The 19,778-nt window shown below is 71.3% G+C and carries 15 protein-coding genes and 6 tRNA genes; 10 read left to right on the forward strand and 11 right to left on the reverse strand.

What is annotated here, in order from left to right; translation table 11 throughout:
- The first annotated feature begins 74 nt into the window (after window positions 1-74).
- Window positions 75-842, forward strand: coding sequence for a tRNA (guanosine(46)-N7)-methyltransferase TrmB (gene trmB / locus AMK16_RS17390; RefSeq protein ID WP_107417184.1), 768 nt, complete (start codon window positions 75-77; stop codon window positions 840-842).
- Between the two features lie 64 nt (window positions 843-906).
- Window positions 907-2,244 carry a PrsW family intramembrane metalloprotease gene (locus AMK16_RS17395; protein WP_443333576.1) on the forward strand — a complete coding sequence of 446 codons (1,338 nt, stop codon included), beginning with the start codon at window positions 907-909 and terminating at the stop codon, window positions 2,242-2,244.
- 42 nt (window positions 2,245-2,286) lie between these two features.
- On the opposite strand, the gene AMK16_RS17400 is transcribed toward AMK16_RS17395, so the two are convergent.
- Entirely contained in the window at window positions 2,287-3,333 is a 1,047-nt protein-coding gene (locus tag AMK16_RS17400) for a M23 family metallopeptidase (protein WP_073916356.1), read from the reverse strand.
- 399 nt (window positions 3,334-3,732) lie between these two features.
- Window positions 3,733-3,806, reverse strand: a tRNA-Met gene (locus AMK16_RS17405).
- A gap of 300 nt (window positions 3,807-4,106) precedes the next feature.
- Between AMK16_RS17405 and AMK16_RS17410 the strand changes: the two genes are divergently transcribed.
- Entirely contained in the window at window positions 4,107-5,366 is a 1,260-nt protein-coding gene (locus AMK16_RS17410) for a hypothetical protein (protein ID WP_073916360.1), read from the forward strand.
- 431 nt (window positions 5,367-5,797) lie between these two features.
- Here the strand turns inward: AMK16_RS17410 and AMK16_RS17415 are convergent.
- The 6 genes from AMK16_RS17415 to AMK16_RS17440 all read right to left on the reverse strand — a co-directional run bounded on the left by AMK16_RS17415 (window position 5,798) and on the right by AMK16_RS17440 (window position 10,681).
- Window positions 5,798-5,870 (reverse strand) — tRNA-Lys (locus tag AMK16_RS17415).
- A 183-nt stretch (window positions 5,871-6,053) separates the two neighbouring features.
- Complete coding sequence (locus AMK16_RS17420) at window positions 6,054-8,501, reverse strand: DEAD/DEAH box helicase (protein ID WP_073916363.1); 2,448 nt, start codon at window positions 8,499-8,501, stop codon at window positions 6,054-6,056.
- Between the two features lie 284 nt (window positions 8,502-8,785).
- On the reverse strand, window positions 8,786-9,316 hold the full coding sequence (locus tag AMK16_RS35810; protein WP_143196828.1) for a hypothetical protein: 531 nt from the start codon (window positions 9,314-9,316) through the stop codon (window positions 8,786-8,788).
- Between the two features lie 101 nt (window positions 9,317-9,417).
- Window positions 9,418-9,792, reverse strand: coding sequence for a fluoride efflux transporter FluC (locus AMK16_RS17430; protein ID WP_073916372.1), 375 nt, complete (start codon window positions 9,790-9,792; stop codon window positions 9,418-9,420).
- A complete protein-coding gene (locus AMK16_RS17435; protein ID WP_079191561.1) occupies window positions 9,789-10,334 on the reverse strand; it encodes a FluC/FEX family fluoride channel in 546 nt (181 codons plus the stop codon). Before AMK16_RS17435 ends, AMK16_RS17430 begins: the two co-directional genes overlap by 4 nt.
- Window positions 10,331-10,681, reverse strand: a complete 351-nt coding sequence (locus AMK16_RS17440; protein WP_199885467.1) for a metallopeptidase family protein — start codon at window positions 10,679-10,681, stop codon at window positions 10,331-10,333. The genes AMK16_RS17435 and AMK16_RS17440 overlap by 4 nt, the downstream gene beginning before the upstream one ends.
- 103 nt (window positions 10,682-10,784) lie before the next feature.
- Here AMK16_RS17440 and AMK16_RS17445 point away from each other — a divergent pair.
- The 3 genes from AMK16_RS17445 (at window position 10,785) to AMK16_RS17455 (ending at window position 11,068) form a co-directional block, all read left to right on the forward strand.
- Window positions 10,785-10,857: transfer RNA gene (locus AMK16_RS17445), tRNA-Glu, on the forward strand.
- 38 nt (window positions 10,858-10,895) lie between these two features.
- Window positions 10,896-10,969, forward strand: a tRNA-Asp gene (locus AMK16_RS17450).
- A gap of 22 nt (window positions 10,970-10,991) precedes the next feature.
- A tRNA-Phe gene (locus AMK16_RS17455) sits at window positions 10,992-11,068 on the forward strand.
- A gap of 36 nt (window positions 11,069-11,104) precedes the next feature.
- Here the strand turns inward: AMK16_RS17455 and AMK16_RS17460 are convergent.
- Complete coding sequence (locus AMK16_RS17460; protein WP_073916377.1) at window positions 11,105-11,299, reverse strand: hypothetical protein; 195 nt, start codon at window positions 11,297-11,299, stop codon at window positions 11,105-11,107.
- Between the two features lie 154 nt (window positions 11,300-11,453).
- Between AMK16_RS17460 and hrpA the strand changes: the two genes are divergently transcribed.
- Window positions 11,454-15,401 carry an ATP-dependent RNA helicase HrpA gene (gene hrpA / locus AMK16_RS17465; RefSeq protein WP_073916382.1) on the forward strand — a complete coding sequence of 1,316 codons (3,948 nt, stop codon included), beginning with the start codon at window positions 11,454-11,456 and terminating at the stop codon, window positions 15,399-15,401.
- Window positions 15,402-15,470: 69 nt separating this feature from the next.
- Window positions 15,471-15,544 (forward strand) — tRNA-Asp (locus tag AMK16_RS17470).
- Between the two features lie 734 nt (window positions 15,545-16,278).
- Here the strand turns inward: AMK16_RS17470 and bldC are convergent.
- Window positions 16,279-16,485, reverse strand: a complete 207-nt coding sequence (gene bldC / locus AMK16_RS17475; RefSeq protein WP_003949541.1) for a developmental transcriptional regulator BldC — start codon at window positions 16,483-16,485, stop codon at window positions 16,279-16,281.
- A gap of 567 nt (window positions 16,486-17,052) precedes the next feature.
- The gene (locus AMK16_RS17480; RefSeq protein WP_242438779.1) at window positions 17,053-17,907 is read right to left on the reverse strand and encodes a hypothetical protein; all 855 of its coding nucleotides are present in this window, start codon (window positions 17,905-17,907) and stop codon (window positions 17,053-17,055) included.
- A gap of 219 nt (window positions 17,908-18,126) precedes the next feature.
- On the opposite strand from AMK16_RS17480, the gene AMK16_RS17485 reads away from it, so the two are divergent.
- On the forward strand, window positions 18,127-19,221 hold the full coding sequence (locus AMK16_RS17485) for a Leu/Phe/Val dehydrogenase (protein ID WP_073917704.1): 1,095 nt from the start codon (window positions 18,127-18,129) through the stop codon (window positions 19,219-19,221).
- A 291-nt stretch (window positions 19,222-19,512) separates the two neighbouring features.
- Entirely contained in the window at window positions 19,513-19,770 is a 258-nt protein-coding gene (locus AMK16_RS17490) for a DUF3073 domain-containing protein (RefSeq protein WP_073916385.1), read from the forward strand.
- Window positions 19,771-19,778 lie beyond the last annotated feature (8 nt).

Genomic DNA, 19,778 nt, shown 5'->3' on the forward strand with positions numbered 1-19,778 from the left:
GGTGCGCCCCGGGGACGTAGAATCCGGGCATTGTGTCTGAGTCCCTCACCCCCCCGCCCAGCGCCCCGCAGACCGTGCCGGAGGCGAATTCCTACGTCCCCCCCAAGTGGCGGACCGAGCCCCGCTTCCCCGACGGCCCCGCACCGGATCCGGCCGGCTCGCACCACGAGCGGCGCATCCGGAGCTTCCAGCCCCGGCGCAGCCGGGTCACCACCGGCCAGGGCGAAGCCCTGAGGCGCCTGTGGGGTACCTGGGGCCTGGACATCGACGGCCACGAGGTCATCGACCTGAAGGCGCTTTTCGACGGTCTGCCCGTCGTGCTGGAGATCGGCTTCGGCATGGGTGAGGCCACCGCGCAGATGGCCGCCGCCGATCCCGGCACCGGCATCCTCGCCGTGGACGTCCACACCCCCGGCCAGGGCAACCTCCTCGCGCTCGCGGAGCGCAGCGGGCTCACCAACATCCGCGTGGCCAACGGCGACGCGATCATCCTGCTGCGCGAGATGCTGGCGCCCGGCTCGCTGGCCGGGATGCGCGTGTACTTCCCGGACCCGTGGCCGAAGGCCCGCCACCACAAGCGGCGGCTGATCCAGCCCGAGTTCCTGACACTGGCCGCGAGCCGGCTGGCACCCGGGGCCGTGCTGCACTGCGCGACCGACTGGGAGCCGTACGCCGAGCAGATGCTCGAAGTGCTCACCGCGCACCCGGACTTCGAGAACACCCGGCCCGACGGCGGGTTCGCTCCGCGACCCGACTTCCGGCCGCTGACCCGCTTCGAGGGACAGGGGCTCGACAAGGGGCACCTCGTACACGATCTGCTCTTCCGTCGCTCGGAGAACTGACAACGTCACTCCCCGTGTCAGAGCGGCTCGGTAGGGTCGTCATGTGTTCCGAGCGCTCCCCCCTGTGCTCGCACGTCCGTCGGGCGCGATCCGCACGTGCGTGCTCCTCGTCCTGCTCGCCGCCACCGGCACCGCGATCCTCGAACTCGTACGGCAACAGACCGGCACCCCCGGGTTCTTCGTCGGCCTCGCCCTCGCCCTGCTGCCGGTCCCGCCGCTCATGGCGGCCTTCCGGTGGCTGGGGCGGGCCGCGCCCGCGCCCTGGCCGCAGCTGCTGTTCTGCTTCGGCTGGGGTGCCTGCACCGCGGCGCTGATCGCGATACTGGCCAATAGTTTCGCGACCCAATGGATAGCGGCGGCCACCACCGACCCTTCCGATGCCGACCAGCTCGGCTCGGTGGCGATCGCGCCGGTGGTCGAGGAGAGCGCCAAGGCGGCCGCCCTGCTGCTGGTGTTCGTCTTCCGAAGACGACACTTCACCGGCCCGGCCGACGGTTTCGTGGTGGCCGGCTTCACCGCCACCGGCTTCGCCTTCACCGAGAACATCCTCTATCTCGGCAATGCCTTCGGCGAGGACGTGATGGAGGGCACCGGCGTCCTGGATTCGGTGACGGCGGCAACCTTCTTCGTGCGGATAGTGCTGTCCCCCTTCGCCCATCCGCTGTTCACCGTGCTCACCGGGCTCGGCTTCGGCGCGGCCGCCGTCAGCGCCCGCCGCGTGCGCAGGACCGGTCTGCCGCTGCTGGGCCTGGCCCTCGCCATGGGCCTGCACGCGCTGTGGAACAGCTCCGCGCTCTTCGGGGAGTACGGGTTCTACGTGGTCTACGGCTGCGTGATGGTCCCGGTGTTCGGGCTGCTGCTGTACCTGGCGGTGCGGATACGGCGGCGGCGCCTGCGGGCCGTCGCCGGGGAGCTCGCGGTGTACGCGTCCGCGGGCTGGCTCGGCCCCGCCGAGGTCCCGGCCCTGGCGTCGATGCCGGCCAGGTCGCTGGCCCGTTCCCTGGCCCGGCGCAGCGGGGGCCGCGCCGCCGGGCGGGCGGTCGCCCGGTACGAGGCGGATGCGGCGGCCCTGGCCCTGCTGCGGAACCGGGCGCGCCGCGGTGGCGCGGTGCGGGAGCCGGACTTCGCCGTACGGGAGCGGGAGTTGTTGCGCGGGCTCTGGCTGCGGCGGGCAACGGCCGGGCCCGCGCTGGCCCGGGCGGCGGTGATGGAGGAGCTGCTCCCGCCGTGGTTCGACCCCCTGGACCTGCGCCCCTCGGGCGCGGGGGCCGCGGAAGAAGGGGCTGGCGCCGGGACCGGAGCGGCCCTGCCGGCCCCCGTGCCGACCCCCAGGCGCCCGGAGGCCACCCCTTCGCACGCCCGGCCGCGTGACTCGCGGCCCGCGGAAGCCCGGCTCTGGTAGGGCTTGGTCAGGTCGGGCCCGGGGTCCCGCGGCCCGGGGACCTCAGACGTCCAGGCCCTTGGCGTTCAGCCAGGCCAGGGGGTCCACCGTCGCGCCGCCCTTGCGTACCTCCAGGTGGAGGTGGGCCCCGGTGACGTTGCCGGTCGCGCCGACCCGGCCGATGGTCGCACCGGCGGCGACCGGGCCGGAGGTCACCGACATGGAGGAGAGGTGGCAATACCAGATCTCGGTGCCGTCCGGGAGCTCCAGCACGATCCGGTAGCCGTAGGCGCCGGACCAGCCGGCCGAGGTGATCTTCCCTCCCGCCACGGCCTTGACCGGGGTGCCGGTGGGTGCGGCGAAGTCCAGGCCGGTGTGGTGCCCGGAGGACCACATGGATCCGGAGTCTCCGTAGTGGGAGGTGAGGGTGTAGGCGGAGGTGGGCAGGAAGTAGCTCCCGGCGGACGCGGTGGCGCGCTCCCGCTCTGCCTCGGCCTCGGCGGCCTTTCGGGCCTCCTCGGCTTCCTGGGCGGCCTTCGCCTCGGCCTTCGCCGCCGCGTCCTCGGCGGCCTTGCGCGCGGTCTCCAGCTTGTCCTTGGCCTCCTGGGCGGCCGTTTCCCGGGCGGTCCGCTCGGCCTCCGCGCGCTCCTGCGCCGCGGCGGCGTCGTGCTGCGACTCGGCCTGCTGGAGGATCCGGTTGCGCAGGGCCTCGCCGGCGTCGGCGCCCGGGTCGGCCTGGTGCGGGACGAGCCCGGCCCGGACGGCCGTTCCGGCCGCTTCCCCCGAGGTCTCCTGCGCCGGCCGGCCGTTGCCGCCGTCCTCCGCGTCACCGAAGGGGCCACCGGCCATCAGGTCGGGCAACGAGGGCAGGCTGATGGTGACTTGGGGCCGGTCCTGGGCCGTGGCGATACCGCTCGCGCCCACCGCGGCTATGACGCCGACGCCGAGCACGGTCGAGCTGCGGGCGAGTCCGCCGCGCTGCTTGGCCACCCGGTGCTTGCCGCGTACCGGACGGACCGAGTCCTCGGTGGGGTTCCACTCGCCCCAGGCGCCTGCGGTGGGCGGTTCCGGGATCTCGGTGCCTTCGGGAGCAGGCAAGTTGGAGGCCACCGGGGCACACTCCTCATTGACGCGAACGCGCACGGCGCCGTCTCTTGCGACGACTGGGACGACCGCGCTGCGTTATCGAACGGTAATAGACACAGGGGAGTGATTCCAAGCTGTTGCGATTGATCGTTCGCGTCAATCAGCCACACCCCGACGTGCTCTGGCCATGACTTGTCACGCCACAAGCACATCAATCGGGGCAAAAATAGGCCGACTCCCCCATCACTTCAGCCACGCGCCCCACGTGACGACCCGTCAACCAGCTCGCAGAGCGCACCCTTTGCGCTACCCAACGTCACGGCGCGCCCGCACGGTGTCCCCACGGCATGTCCCGCTCGCCACTGCGCCGGGCCGGACACGACGAAGGCCCGGTTCCCAAGGGAACCGGGCCTTCGTACTGAGTAGCGGGGGCAGGATTTGAACCTACGACCTCTGGGTTATGAGCCCAGCGAGCTACCGAGCTGCTCCACCCCGCGTCGGTAAACACAACTCTACGTCATCCGGGGCCGGGTCCTGGCCAATTAACCGTCCGGCCACCCCTCAGACCGCTGTCGTCGCAGGTCACAGGGGTGCAAACCGTCCCAGGACCGGGTCGGGCACACGAAGATCATCTCCGTTGCACGGTGGTGACACTCCGGGGATGGTTCCGGGATCGGGTCCGGGCGAAGATTCATCTGTCGCCAAGGCCAGGGGGAACACCGACCGGCGGGCGACACCACACCCCAACCGGCCCGGCGCTCTGCCGACGCCCTTGTGATTCCTGGGGGGAGTCCACCATGTCCGTTCGCACCGCAGCCGCCATCGCAGTCGTCGCCGGCGTTGTCACCACTCTGCTGCCGCTCTCGGCTACCGCCGCGTCCGCCGCACCCACCGCCGACGGCCACGCCGTGCTGCGTACGGAGATGGGCGCTCCCGTCCCCAGCGGTCCGCTGTCCCGCGGCGGGGCCACCGAGACCTTCGACCTGACGGTGAAGAACCCGACCGGCAAGCCGGTCACCTACAAGCCCTGGATGCTGCTGGACCCGAACGGCGCGAGCCCGTTCCAGCGCGACGACGTCACCTTCAAGGTCGACGCCGTGGACGCCCCGGCGACCAAGTCCTCGATCGGCCAGCAGGACGGCGAGCGGCAGGGCACCTTCTTCCCGGCCGCCGGCGCCACGGGCGAGGGCGGCTTCGACATCCCCGCGAACGGCAAGATGACCTGGAAGGTCACCCTGGGCCTCGGCGCGGGTTACCCGACCAACGACGGGGACTTCAAGTTCACGGCCGCCAGCTACAACAACTCGGTCGACCCCGCCGGCACCGGATCCCACCTCTTCAAGGTCGACCCGCAGATCAAGACGGGCGGGCTGAAGACCTGGTTCAAGCAGGTCAGCTCCGGCATGGACAGCCAGGAGCAGCGTGCCTACCTGGACCTGAACTACCAGGCCACCGGCGACGGTACGTACGGCACCGGCCTGGCGAGCAGCCTGAGCCTGTCGCACCCCGGCAAGGAGACGGCCGACTTCCGGCTCCAGGCCATGGTCGACGGCCGCTGGCAGGACGTGCGGGAGCAGGACAGCCGCTACGGGCTGCCCGAGATCCCCAAGGGCTTCGGTTCCGCCTCCGGTGTCCGCACGCTGCCGCTGCGGGTCAGCCTCGGCAAGAACACGCAGCTCACGAAGAAGACCACCATCACGATGGAGGTCGAGGTCTCACCGGCCAAGGGCAACACCTACCCCTTCCACTCCGGTTCGGTGACGTTCCCTCTGGCCCCGATCACCGACCCGGCGCCGTCCCCGACCCCGTCGAAGTCGCCCGTGAAGACCCCGGTCACCTCCACCACCGTCCAGCCGGCCGCCGCGACCTCCTCCGCGTCCGTCGTCGCCGCGGGCAACCCCCACCTCACCACCACGGCTTCGGCCACCGGCTCCCTGGCCCACACCGGATCCAACTCGGGCACGGGCCTGTACGCCGGCCTCGCCGCCGCCCTGGTCGCGCTCGGCGCGGCCGCCGCCTGGCTCGGTGCCCGCCGCCGCCGCGCTCTCCCCGCCTGACGGCCTGACCGCCCCCCGCTCACCGAGAAGCGCCCCACCCGATCGATCCGGCTGGGGCGCTTGTGCCGTTCACGGCCCGGCGCTCCACGCGCCGTCAACGACCGGGTCGGCGCGCCGGGACGGGGCCGGACGGAGGCCCGGAGCCTCTGGAACCCAACGAGAAGCTGGAGCTGCACAGTCGCCCTCGACCTCCAGGGCGCTCGTAGGCGTACCGGGCCACTGCGGCGGGTTCGCAGACCCCGTACCGGCGAAGACTCCCCGGAGGGCTACGCGGCCCCCAACAAGTGCGGCGCCGGGGGAAAACCGGGAACCGCCGACGGGTCCGGCGGATGAGGGCCGTCCTGGGCCCATGAAAGCGCCCCACCCGGAGAAACCGGATGGGGCGCTCAAGCAGCGCAGGTCAGAGGGTGCTTCCCCATCGCCGCGAGGTGTAGGCCATGTCGGACTCGAACCGACAACCAACGGATTAAAAGTCCGCTGCTCTGCCAATTGAGCTAATGGCCCTCCACGTGCTCACCCCAGAGCATAGCCGGACAGCGCGGGTCAGCCGATCGGGTATCGGCCGAGCGGCCTGTCGGCGGCCCCGGGGCGGGCGCGCCGAGGGGTGGTCTGCATGGGCCCGGCATGTGACAGGGCCCCCGCGACCGGAGTCGCGGGGGCCCTGTCAGGGGTTGTGCTCAGCTGGGATCAGCCGTTGCGCTTCCAGCGGGGCTTGTCGTCACGACGGCCGCCGAAGGAGCCGGTGGAACCGGTGGAACCGGAGCCGGAGGGGCGGTGGTCGTCGCGGCGGCCGTACGGGCGGTCGCCGGCGCCGGCGCCGGCGGAACGGAAGCCACCGGACGGACGGTCGTCACGACGGTCGCGGTTGAACGGGCGGTCGCCGCCACCGGAACGGAAGCCGCCGGAGGGGCGGTCGTCACGATTGAAGCTGCCGGACGGACGGTCACCACCGGAACGGAAGCCGCCGGACGGACGGTCGTCGCGGCGGAAGCCGCCACGGTCGCCGCCGCGGTCGTCACGGTTGAAGCCACCGGACGGACGGTCGTCGCGGCGAAAACCGCCGGACGGACGGTCACCACCGGAACGGAAGCCGCCGGACGGACGGTCGCCGCCGCGGTCATCGCGGTTGAAGCCACCGGAGGGGCGGTCGTCGCGACGGAAACCGCCGGACGGACGGTCACCACCGCGGTCATCGCGGTTGAAGCCACCGGAGGGGCGGTCGTCGCGACGGAAGCCACCGGACGGACGGTCACCACCGGAACGGAAGCCGCCGGACGGACGGTCGCCACCGGAACGGAAGCCGCCGGACGGGCGGTCGTCGCGGCGGAAGCCGCCACGGTCGCCGCCGCGGTCGTCACGGTTGAAACCACCGGACGGACGGCCGCCACGGTCGCCGCCGCGGAAGCCGCCACGGTCCCCGCCACGGTCGCCACCGCGGTTGTCACGGCGCTCGAAGTTGCCGCGGTCGTCGCGCTGGGCGCGCTGCTCCTCGCGGCGCTCCTGCGCGGCCAGTTCGGCGGCAGCGGCGGCAGCGGCAGCCGCGACCTCGGCCTCGGCGGCCTCGGCCACCTCGGCGACAGCGGCCTCCGGGTCCTCGCCGCGCTCACGCGCGGAGCGGGCGACCAGACGGTCGGCCTCCTCACGCAGCTCGACGGCGCGGCGGGACAGACGCTCCAGCTGCTTGGTGAGCTCGGCGACCTCGCGCTCGGCCTGCTTGGCGGCGTTGTTCGCGGAGTCGGCCTGGACCTCGGTCAGCGAACGGGCACCGGTGATCTCGGCGACCTCCGGCTCGAAGGCGCCGACGCCCTGGACGATGTGGCGCGTGGCGTCGACGCCCGCGTCCTCCATCAGGCGGAAGATCTGGCGGCGCTGGTGCGGGAGCGCCAGCGACACGACGACACCGGACTTGCCGGCGCGGGCGGTACGGCCCGAGCGGTGCAGGTAGTCCTTGTGGTCGCCGGCCGGGTCCACGTTCAGGACCAGGTCGATGCCGTCGACGTGGATGCCTCGGGCGGCGACGTCGGTCGCGACGAGCGCGTTGACGTAGCCGTCCTTGAAGTCCGCGAGGACGCGGGTGCGGGCGCCCTGCGTCATGCCGCCGTGCAGCGCGTCGGCCTTCACACCGGACTCGACGAGCTGCTCGGCGATGCGGTCGGCGCCCAGCTGGGTGCGGACGAAGATGATGGTGCGGCCCTTGCGGGCGGCGATGGCGGCCGTGACCGGCGCCTTGTCCTTCGGCTTCACGACGAGGACGTGGTGCGTCATGGTCGTGACGTTGCCCTGCGCGCTGTCGACCTCGTGCGTGACGGGGTTGGTCAGGTAGCGCTTGACCAGGGTGCCGATCTCGTTCTCCATGGTGGCGGAGAAGAGCATGCGCTGGCCGCCGCCGGGGATCTGGTCGAGCAGCTCGGTGACCTCGGGCAGGAAGCCCAGGTCGGCCATCTGGTCGGCCTCGTCGAGGACCGCGACCTGGACGTTGGCCAGGGAGCAGGCACCACGGTTGATGATGTCGCGCAGACGGCCCGGGGTGGCGACGAGGACGTCGACACCGCGCTCCAGAGCGAAGATCTGGTTGCTCATGGAGGTACCGCCGCAGACGACCTTCATCTTGAGGCCGAGCACGTCGCCGTAGGGCTGGAGGGCGTCCGCGACCTGCATCGCCAGCTCACGCGTCGGCGTGAGGATGATCGCGCGGGGCTTCTTCTTCTCGGTGTGGCCGCCGGCCAGGAGGGCCAGGGTCGGCAGACCGAAGGAGAGGGTCTTGCCGGAGCCGGTGCGGCCACGGCCGAGGATGTCCTTGCCGGCCAGGGCGTCCGGGATGGTCGCGGCCTGGATCGGGAAGGGGGCGGTGACGCCGTTCTGGGCGAGCTTGCGCACGATGCCGTCGGGGAGACCGAGGTCGCCGAAGGTGATCGTGGGCTCGGCGTCGGCGTCGGCCGCGTCGTCCTCGAAGTCGGGGGTGGAGTCCTCGAAGTCGGAGGCGGAGTCCTCGGGGGACTCATCGGCCGTCACGTCGGCCTCGAGGGCCTCGATGATCTCGTCGGCCTCGATGGCAGCCAGGGCCTCGACGGTGTTGACGATCTCGTTGGAGTCGTTCTCGGGCATGACGGAACGGTCAGAACTGGAAATGGACATGCGAAATGCGAAACCTCTCGGAGTCTCGGCACGCGCCCAAACTCCGTGAATCGCAAATCGACCGCCTCAATGCGGTCAGCCACGGCTAGGGAGAGTACGCGCCACGCGGCGCTCTTCGGATTCGGCGCCGGGCAATGGGATCAAACGATCTATAACCATACGCACCCTCCCCCGGGTCTGGCAAGTCACTCCAGCAAAAACCGTCTGACCTGCGCAAACAGGGCCAACCCGAGAGGTGGGCGGGGGGTGGGTGAGGGCTAGACAAGGGGGGACGGGCGCTCGGACTACACCGACGGGGGGTTGCTCTGCTCCGGTGCCGGGCTCACCGGCGGCGGCGTGGGGTCCGTCACAGGCGGGGGTGAAACCGGCGGCTCCGGAGCCGGGCTGGACGGCTGGCCGCCGCCCGAGCCACCCGAGCCACCCGCGCCGGCCGAGCCGCCGGAACCGCCGGCGCCGCCCGCGGGGGGCTCCTGGTGCCCCGAACCGCCGGTCCCGCCCCCCGGCCCGGCCGACGGCGAGGGCGCTCCCGGCTTGGCCGTCGCCCCCGGACTCGGCGAGGCCCCGGTCGCGCCGGAGGCCTTGCCGTCCTCCTTGGGCTTGCCGTCCTGAGCGCCCGTACCGTCCTTGGAGCCGTGCCCGTTGCCGTGCGCCCCCGAGCCGCGGCCCGCCGTGGAGCCGCCGCCCGATTCGACGCCGCCCCGGTGGTCCGAGGAGGAGGAGGGCCCGGGCTCGGCCGAGTCCTCGCCGACACTCATGCAGCCCGCTGTCGCCGCGACCGCGAGCGCGGTGACGGCCAGTCGGAGGGAAGCGGACAACTGGCGCACGGTGGCACCTCCGGAGCCTGAAGGGCGGTCCGCATGAGCGGGTCGATGTGCCCAACTCCCTTGGACCCGTGAGGGACACGCCCTCGGCGGCCTCAACCGAACAGTTGCTCCGCCACCTGCGACCCCAGGTGCACCGAGCCCAGCCCGACCAGGACCGACGCGCCCACATTGGCCGCCGCCAGGAACCCCCACCCGCGCTCGGCCAGCCGCAGCGTCTCGTACGAGAAGGTCGAGTACGTGCTCAGCGCCCCGCACAGCCCGGTCCCCAGCAGCAGCCCGAGGCGCGAGGAGGAGGCCCCGGTCAGCAGCGCGCCGGTCAGCACCCCCAGCAGCAGACAGGCGGCCGCATTGACCACGAAGGTGCCCCAGGGGAAGGCGGAGTCGTGCCGCGCCTGTACCGCCCGGTCCGTCAGGTAGCGCAGCGGCGCGCCGACGGCCGCGCCCGCCACCACGAGCAGCCAGTTCACCGGCGCTCCCCGCCCTTCGGCCCGCCCGCGCCCTCCGGCCGGCCCCCGCCGGGCCGCGGGCCGGCGCCCCGCCGCCGGTCCCCGGCCGCCAGCCGCGTCACCGAGGCCGCGGCCCAGACCGCACCCAGGGCGGCGGCCACCGTCAGCCCGGCGTAGGCCAGCGCGGTTCCCGCCTCGCCGTCCTCCAGGAGCCGCGAGAAGTCCGCCGCGTAGGCCGAGAAGGTGGTGAAGCCGCCGAGGATCCCGGCCCCGGCGAAGGGCCGCAGCAGCGGGTGCGGAGCCGTCCGGCCGCCCTCGCCGATGAGCACCATCAGGACGCCGATCAGCGCGCAGCCGATGGTGTTGATCCAGAGCGTCGCCCACGGGAAGGCCCCGGGCCCGGCAGGCCACAGCAGACAGACCCCGTACCGCGCGCACGCCCCGAGGGCCCCGCCTGCCGCCACCGCCGCGAGCACCCGGGCCTGAGGCTCCGCCGCCTGCGCGGGCACGTGCAGGTCCACGTCCGGGTCGATCGCCTCGCCGCCGGGGACCGGCCGGGTCATCCGTAGCCCAGGGCGTGCAGCCGGTCGTCGTCGATCCCGAAGTGGTGGGCGATCTCGTGCACCACGGTGACCTCCGTCTCCGCGACCACGCTCTCCCGGTCCTCGCACATCCGCAACGTGGGATTGCGGTAGATGGTGATCCGGTCCGGCAGCACCCCGGCGTACCACTCGCCGCGATCCGTCAGCGGCGTCCCCTCGTAGAGGCCGAGCAGCCCGGGGTCGTCGGCGGGCGGCTCGTCCTCGACGAACACCGCCACGTTGTCCATGAGCCGCGTCAGCTCCGGCGGGATCCGGTCCAGGGCCTCTGCGACGAGCTCTTCGAACTCCTCGCGCGTCATCTCCAGCACGCGGCCATTGTCCCTCCGGCGCAAACCGTTTTGGCGATAGCTCCCCGGATCCCATATGCTTCTCACGTCCCCGACGCGCTGCAAAGTGCCCGGCGGGCCTTTAGCCCTCATCGTCTAGTGGCCCAGGACGCCGCCCTTTCAAGGCGGTAGCACGGGTTCGAATCCCGTTGGGGGTACGCGTTACCGTGTGCAAGACTTTGTCTCGCACATGCAAGGTCCTGTGGAGCAGTTGGTTAGCTCGCCACCCTGTCAAGGTGGAGGTCGCGGGTTCAAGTCCCGTCAGGATCGCTGAAGCCGGAAACGGTTTCGTGGCTGGGTAGCTCAGTTGGTACGAGCGATCGCCTGAAAAGCGATAGGTCGCCGGTTCGACCCCGGCCCCAGCCACCACAGGAAGGCCCCGTCCCTCGGACGGGGCCTTCCGCGTTACCCGGCGTCCGCCCCGGTCTCCGGCCCCGGCGCGGCCGATCCGGCGCGGTGCCTGCGGCGCCACAGCACCAGGCCGACGGCCGCCGACGCGGCCGCGACCAGTCCGGGCAGCACCCGGTCGGGGACGCCGCCGGCCCAGGACCGGACCCGCTGCTCCACCGCGAACGAGTCGTCCAGTGCCAGGACGGTCACGACCGGCACCTGCCACAGGGCGCGGTGGGACCTGTCGGCCGTACGTGGGGCCTTTCACGGAACGGGTGGAGGGGGACTCGTCCCGAATTGGTACGGGTCCACCCGACAAATGCGTTCGCCACCCGGAGGGGCCAGGTGAGATCCTCGATCAGGTATGTCTACTTCCTTCGCCGCCCTGCAGACGCTTCTCGGTGAGATCTCCCTCCGCGACGCGCACCGCCTCGGCCGCCGCCTCGAAGGCGCCCGCCGAATCCGCAAGCCCGAGGCCCGGCAGGCCGTGCTCGACGAGATCGCCGCGGAGGCCACGAAGGCCGCCGGGCGGCTCGCCGGCCGCGCCTCGCGGATGCCCGAGGTCACCTATCCCGAGAACCTCCCCGTCAGCCAGAAGAAGGACGAGATCGCCGAGGCGATACGCGACCACCAGGTCGTGATCGTCGCGGGCGAGACCGGCTCCGGCAAGACCACGCAGATCCCCAAGATCTGCATGGAACTGGGCCGCGGAGTCCGCGGCATGATCGGCCACACCCAGCCCCGCCGGCTCGCCGCCCGCACGGTCGCGGAGCGCATCGCCGAGGAACTGAAGTCCGAGATCGGACAGACGGTCGGCTGGAAGGTCCGCTTCACCGACCAGGTGGACCAGGACGCGACCTTCGTGAAGCTGATGACGGACGGCATCCTGCTCGCCGAGATCCAGACGGACCGCGAGCTGCGGGCGTACGACACGATCATCATCGACGAGGCCCACGAGCGCTCGCTGAACATCGACTTCCTGCTCGGCTACCTCGCCACGCTGCTGCCCAAGCGCCCCGACCTCAAGGTGATCATCACCTCGGCGACCATCGACCCGCAGCGCTTCTCCCGGCATTTCGGGGACGCCCCCATCGTCGAGGTCAGCGGGCGGACGTACCCGGTGGAGGTCCGCTACCGGCCGCTGCTGGAGGAGGACTCCGACGACAGCGACCGGGACCAGATCACGGCGATCTGCGAGGCCGTGGACGAACTCCAGTCCGAGGGGCCCGGCGACATCCTGGTCTTCCTCTCGGGCGAGCGCGAGATCCGCGACACGGCCGACGCGCTGAACAAGCGCGGCCTGCCCCGCGGCGGAGCCGCTGCCGGACACGGCACGGAGGTCCTGCCGCTCTACGCGCGCCTCTCGCACGCCGAGCAGCACCGGGTGTTCCAGCAGCACACCGGGCGCCGCGTCGTCCTCGCCACCAACGTCGCCGAGACCTCGCTGACCGTCCCGGGCATCAAGTACGTGATCGACCCGGGCACCGCCCGCATCTCGCGCTACAGCCACCGCACGAAGGTGCAGCGCCTGCCCATCGAGCGGATCTCGCAGGCCAGCGCCAACCAGCGCAAGGGCCGCTGCGGCCGCACCAGTGACGGCATCTGCATCCGGCTGTACTCCGAGGACGACTTCCTCTCCCGCCCGGAGTTCACGGACGCCGAGATCCTGCGCACCAACCTGGCCTCCGTCATTCTCCAGATGACCGCCGCCGGGCTCGGCGAGATCGAGAAGTTCCCCTTCATCGACCCGCCGGACCACCGCAACATCCGCGACGGCGTCCAGCTCCTCCAGGAGCTCGGCGCCCTCGACCCCGCGGAGAAGGATCCGAAGAAGCGCCTCACCCCGATGGGCCGCCAGCTCTCCCAGCTCCCGGTGGACCCGCGCCTGGCCCGCATGGTCGTGGAGGCGGACAAGAACAACTGCGTCCGCGAGGTCATGGTCATCGCGGCGGCCCTGTCCATCCAGGACCCGCGCGAGCGCCCTTCGGACAAGCAGACCCAGGCTGACCAGAACCACGCCCGGTTCAAGGACGAGACCAGCGACTTCTTGTCCTTCCTGAACATGTGGCGCTACGTGCGCGAGCAGCAGAAGGAGCGCGGCTCCTCCGCCTTCCGCCGGATGTGCAAGCAGGAGTACCTGAACTTCCTGCGCATCCGCGAGTGGCAGGACATCTACTCGCAGCTGCGCACGGTCGCCAAGACCATGGGCATCCACGTCAACGAGGCCGACGCCCCCGAGCAGAGCGTCCACGTCTCGCTGCTGGCCGGCCTGCTGTCGCACATCGGGCTGAAGGACACCGACAAGAACGAGTACCTCGGTGCCCGCGGTGCCAAGTTCGCGATCTTCCCCGGCTCGTCGCTGTTCAAGAAGCAGCCGAAGTTCCTGATGTCCGCGGAGCTGGTGGAGACCTCGCGGCTGTGGGCCCGGGTGAACGCCAAGGTGGAGCCCGAGTGGGTGGAGCCGCTGGCGCAGCACCTGGTCAAGCACACGTACAGCGAGCCGCACTGGGAGAAGGACCAGGCGGCGGTGATGGCCTACGAGAAGGTCACGCTGTACGGCGTGCCGATCGTGGCCCAGAGGAAGATCAACTACGGCCGCATCGATCCCGAGGTCTCGCGCGAGCTGTTCATCCGCAACGCGCTGGTCGAGGGGGACTGGCGCACGCACCACAAGTTCTACGCCGACAACCGCAGGCTCCTCACCGAGGTGGAGGAGCTGGAGAACCGTGCCCGGCGCCGCGACATCGTGGTGGACGACGAGACGCTCTTCGACTTCTACGACCAGAAGATCCCGGCGCACGTGGTCTCGGGGGCGCACTTCGATTCCTGGTGGAAGCACAAGAAGCGCGAGGAGCCCGAACTCCTCGACTTCGAGCGGGAGATGCTGCTGACGGAGAAGGCGGCCGGGGTCACCAAGGCCGACTACCCGGACACCTGGCGGCAGGGGCAGCTGAAGTTCCGGGTGACCTACCAGTTCGAGCCGGGCGCGGACGCGGACGGCGTGACCGTCCACATCCCGCTCCAGGTGCTGAACCAGGTCACCGACGAGGGCTTCGACTGGCAGATCCCGGGCCTGCGCGAGGAGGTCGTCACCGAGCTGATCCGCTCGCTGCCCAAGCCGATCCGCCGGCACTACGTGCCCGCGCCGAACTTCGCGACCCGCTTCCTGGACCGGGCGGTTCCTCTCCAGGAGCCGCTGCCGGTGACCCTGGCGCGGGAGCTCCAGCGGATGGTGGGCGTCCCGGTCTCGGCCGGGGACTTCGACCTGACCCGCGTCCCGGACCACCTGAAGATCACCTTCAGGATCGTCGACGAGCGGCGCAAGAACCTCGCCGAGGACAAGGACCTGGAGGCGCTGCGTCTGCGTCTGAAGCCCAAGGCCCGCCAGGCCCTCTCCCAGGCCGCCGCGGCCACCGCCGAGCGGGCGGGCGGGGAGTCGGTGGAGCGCTCCGGGCTGACCGGCTGGACGATCGGCACGCTGACCAAGGTCTTCGAGACCCGCAGGGCGGGCCAGCCGGTGAAGGCGTACCCGGCGCTCGTGGACGCGGGGACGAGCGTCGCCGTACGGCTCTTCGACACCGAGGCCGAGCAGCAGCAGGCGATGTGGCTGGGCACCCGGCGCCTCATCATGCTCAACATCCCGGTCAATCCGGCGAAGTTCGCCTCGGACCACCTGACCAACCAGCAGAAGCTGGCCCTCTCCCGCAATCCGCACGGCTCCATCCAGGCGCTGTTCGACGACTGCGCCACGGCGGCGTGCGACAAGCTCATCGCCGACCACGGCGGGCCGGCCTGGGACGAGGCGGGCTTCCGCAAGCTCTACGAGGCCGTCCGGAGCGACCTGGTGGACACCACCGTGCGCACGGTCGGCCAGGTGCAGCAGGTACTGGCCGCCTGGCAGGCCTGCGAGCGCCGGCTGAAGGCCACCAACAGCCTGGCCCTGGTCGCGAACCTGCAGGACGTGAAGACGCAGCTCGCGGCCCTGATGCCGGCCGGCTTCGTGACGCTCACCGGGCTGCGCCGCCTGGCGGACCTCATGCGCTACCTGGTGGCGGTGGACCGGCGGCTCCAGCAGATGCCGACGGGCGTCCAGCGCGACACCACGCGCATGGAGAAGGTCCACGAGATGCAGGACGAGTACGCCTGGCTGCTGGAGCAGTTGCCGAAGGGGCGGCCGGTGCCGGCGGCGGTCACCGAGATCCGCTGGATGATCGAGGAACTGCGGGTCAGCTACTTCGCGCACGCGCTGGGAACGGCCTATCCGGTCTCCGACAAGCGGATCGTGAAGGCGGTGGACGCGGCGGCGCCGTGATCCGGTTCGACTGCACCCCCTGAGCTGCGGTACAGTCTGATTCGCAGCCGCCGAGCGGCCGCAAATCAAGGACCTGTGGAGCAGTTGGTTAGCTCGCCACCCTGTCAAGGTGGAGGTCGCGGGTTCAAGTCCCGTCAGGTTCGCAGAAACGTCAGGGCCCGCATCCCCCAGGGGATGCGGGCCCTGACGCGTTGACAGGGGGAACTGCCCGGGCGCCGGGACGCCTGCGCGCCGCCACGGGCCGCCTGGGCGCCCGGAGGGCACGGGGAGCGGCCCTGGACCGCCCTGGCCGCCTCCAAGCGCCCCTGCGCCGCCCTGCGCCGCCCCGGGCACTCCCGGCCCTCATCGCGCGGCCTCTGGTGCTCCCCGGCGCCGCCGCCGTGGAGGGGCAGCCGCGCGGAGCCGCTCCAGGGCCGCCCTCGCTCCCCGGCCCGCGACGGCGGCGGGCTCCGCGACGGTGGCCCGTCCACCGCCGGCCACCGCCCCCGGCCCCGCCCGCTGCGGACCTGCGTCGAGAATCCCCCGTTCGCATGATGCACTCTGCGGTGCCCGTCCCCTTACGGGGTGCATTGCCGGAAGGACAAGAGAGATCATCTGTGACGGGAGTCACCGTACGAGTTTTTGCGACCCGTACTTTTATCGCGCCCATACGCGCGCTCGATTTAATATGTGCAATGGCACCCATAGGGCCAGGACTCCGCACCGTCGCGATACCGCCCTGACCTGGGCATAAAAAAGATCGCGCTGGACCCGGCGGAGTCCAGCGCGATCGACGGCCGGGAACCTGTTGGGGCAGGTCCGGTCGTATGAAGCAATGTGGGTTTCATCGGATTGGGGGACCCGATACAGACCCGTTAAAGCGGGGTGCTGCGGAACCTCAGGCCTCGCTGCGCTGCTGCGGAATTCCCGCAAGCAGTGCGCGAACCTCGGCCTCGCGGTAACGGCGGTGTCCACCCAGGGTGCGGATGGACGTGAGCTTGCCAGCCTTGGCCCAGCGGGTGACCGTCTTCGGGTCCACGCGGAACATCGTGGCAACCTCAGCCGGGGTCAGCAGCGGCTCGGCATCAGGGGTGCGAGCGGTCATGAGCGGCCTCCTCGGGAGAACCGAACCATCTCGGTTCTTTCCTCTAAATTCTGCACCTTGGCCCGCGTTGCCCGAAATGGACATACGCGGGCCGAGTCGGTTATAGGACGAACGGCTTGTCCTCGGCACTACAACTACACCATCCGTCCAGCCCCAAGGGCCAAACCGACGGAATTGCCCTCCGAGGTGTTCATCAGCGGCGGAAGCCGATGGACCGCCCCATAACGGACAGTCACCCCACTGTGACGATCAGTCACAGAGCGATCAGGAGTCGCCAGACCCCCCGTAGAGCGCAATGCCGAGCATTCCGCCCTTACTTGGGCGGAAGGAACCCTCCCCGGACTCCTTGTCCTATTTTGGCACGAGGGTAGGGGAAGGGCGCAAGGGTGTGGTTAGTGCGGTCCGTCACGCTTGGGCCAATGGCCCGGATCGGGACGTAGGTCCTGGCACTACGTCCCAAATGGCACGATCAAGGCTCTGATCAGCCATTTATGGCTGATCAGACGATACGCGGGGTACGACGCGGCCCTCCGCGGGACCGGTCGGAGCAGTATCCGCCGCCGGAGGCTAATTCGCGAACAGTCTCTCCCGCACCGCCCGCCAACGGTCTGCGAGCTCCGCGTACGCCTGCGCCGCCCCCTCGGCGTCCCCCGCCCTCAGGGCCGCGAGGCCGGCGGCCAGCTCCCCCGCCGACCGGTCCGCGGCCAGCCGCTCCGCCGGCAGCGCGTGCAGCAGGCCGCCGTAGTCCAGCTCCACCATCGAGCGCGGGTGGAACTCCTCCAGCCAGCTGCCGACCTCCACCAGGCCGTCCGCGAGCATCCCGTACCCCTCCGCCTCCCGCAGCGTGCGCAGCCCGCGGGCGAGGCGCCGCCGTGCCTGCACCATCGGCGTCCGGTAGCGCAGCCGCTCGCCCGGCACGTAGTCCCGTTCGGCGTCGGACACCAGCACGAACCAGCGCAACGGGACCTGCCACACCCCCGTACGGATCCACGGGCGCGCATCCGGGTTCCGCTCGCGCCAGCGCTCGTAGTCCTCGGCCGCCCGCCGGCGCACCCCCGGCGGGAGGGCCGCGTCCAGCACCGGGCGCGGGAACCACTCGACCAGCTCCTGGAGCGCCAGCCAGCCGCGGAGCCGGGTGCGCCAGGGGCAGACCATCAGCACCCCGTCGACCTCCTCGGTGAAGGCGTCCGCGCTCTCGTGCGCCGGCACCCCCGTCACGGGGACCCGGACCAAGTCCGCCAGCGACCGGCGCAGTTCGTCCTGGGCGGTCGGCGCCGTACCCCGCCGGGCGTAGTCGGCCCAGTGGGTGCGCTCCGGCTCCGGAAAAGCCGCCAGTGGCTCGTAGACGCGCAGGTAGGAGGCGTACGGAACAGTCGGCGCCGAGCGCGCGGACGGCAGCAGGGGATCGGGGGATTCACTCACGCTCTCGTCCTGCCCTTCCGGAGGGCCGGGTTCACCTCCGGGGCGCTTTCGACCGGGCCGGGCGCTGGCCGCCGGGAGCCCCCGTATTCCGGGAGGGTCCCGATCCCCGGACAGGTCGCCTGCTCGCGCCCCGCAGGTCTTACGCTGCTCCCAGCGCGCCCTCCCCCACCCGCAGGGCGGGCGTCATCCCGCCGCATCTCTTCCATGGGAGTCACCACCGTGACCGAAATGACCGACGGCGTCCTGCACACCCTGTTCCGCACGGAGCAGGGCGGCCACGAGCAAGTCGTGCTGTGCCAGGACCGAGCCACCGGCCTGAAGGCCGTCATCGCGATCCACTCCACCGCCCTGGGCCCCGCCCTCGGCGGGACGCGCTTCCACGCGTACGCCTCCGACGAGGAGGCCGTCCTGGACGCGCTCAACCTCTCGCGCGGCATGTCCTACAAGAACGCCCTCGCCGGTCTCGACCTCGGCGGCGGCAAGGCCGTGATCATCGGCGACCCGGACGTGATCAAGACGGAGGAACTGCTGCTGGCCTACGGCCGGTTCGTGGAGTCCCTCGGCGGCCGCTACGTCACCGCCTGCGACGTCGGCACCTACGTGGCGGACATGGACGTCGTGGCGCGCGAGACCCGCTGGGCGACCGGCCGCTCGCCCGAGAACGGCGGCGCGGGCGACTCCTCGGTCCTCACGGCCTTCGGTGTCTTCCAGGGCATGCGCGCCAGCGCCCAGCACCTGTGGGGCGACCCGACCCTGCGCGGCCGCAAGGTCGCCGTGGCCGGCGTCGGCAAGGTCGGCCACTACCTGGTCGAGCACCTGCTGGAGGACGGCGCCGAGGTCGTGATCACGGACGTGCGCGAGGAATCGGTGCGCCGGATCCTGGACAAGCACCCGGGCAAGGTCACGGCGGCCGCGGACACGGACGCGCTGATCCGCGTGCCCGGCCTGGACATCTACGCCCCGTGCGCGCTCGGCGGAGCCCTGAACGACGACACGGTGGCGGCCCTCACCGCCGGGGTCGTGTGCGGTGCGGCCAACAACCAGCTCGCCCACCCGGGCATCGAGAAGGACCTCTCGGACCGCGGGATCCTCTACGCGCCGGACTACGTGGTCAACGCGGGCGGGGTGATCCAGGTGGCCGACGAGCTGCGCGGCTTCGACTTCGACCGGTGCAAGGCGCAGGCGACGAAGATCTTCGACACCACACTGGCCATATTCGCACGTGCGAAGTCGGACGGCATCCCGCCGGCCGCCGCGGCCGACCGGATCGCCGAACAGCGCATGGCGGACGCCCGCGCCGCACGCGCCGTCTAGGCCCTTCCGGGGTGCGTTCACGGGGGCCCGCCGGGGTGCGGCGAGACGGAACTCACTGCACTTCGGCGGGTCGCCCGCCAAGAACCGGTTAATATCGCAGCTGACCAGCGAGGACGGGGCGCCTTGCTGGTTCTGCACCGGGGCGCGTCATGCGGGCGGCGTACCGTATGGCCGCGGAAGCAGGTACCGTTAAACCCCTACGGACGGTCTCTCCGCGGAGAGTCCGCTCCGAACCATGAACGCGTGTCAGACTCTGGGGCCGTCGAGCCCCGTCACCGAGGGGGTCGAGCCATGGGGCGCGGCCGGGCCAAGGCCAAGCAGACAAAGGTCGCCCGCCAGCTGAAGTACAACAGCGGCGGGACTGACCTCTCGCGTCTGGCCAATGAGCTGGGCGCATCGCCGACGGAGCCGCTGGCAGTCAGCGAGCCGGTCGAGGTCGATGACGATCTGGATGACGAAGACGACCCGTACGCCAAGTACGCGGCCATCTACAACGACGACGACGAGGACGAGGAGTCCGGTCCGTCGGCTCAGCGTCGCGGCGCTTGACGCCCCAG

Source organism: Streptomyces sp. CB00455, assembly GCF_001905445.1.
In the GTDB taxonomy this organism is placed as follows: domain Bacteria; phylum Actinomycetota; class Actinomycetes; order Streptomycetales; family Streptomycetaceae; genus Streptomyces.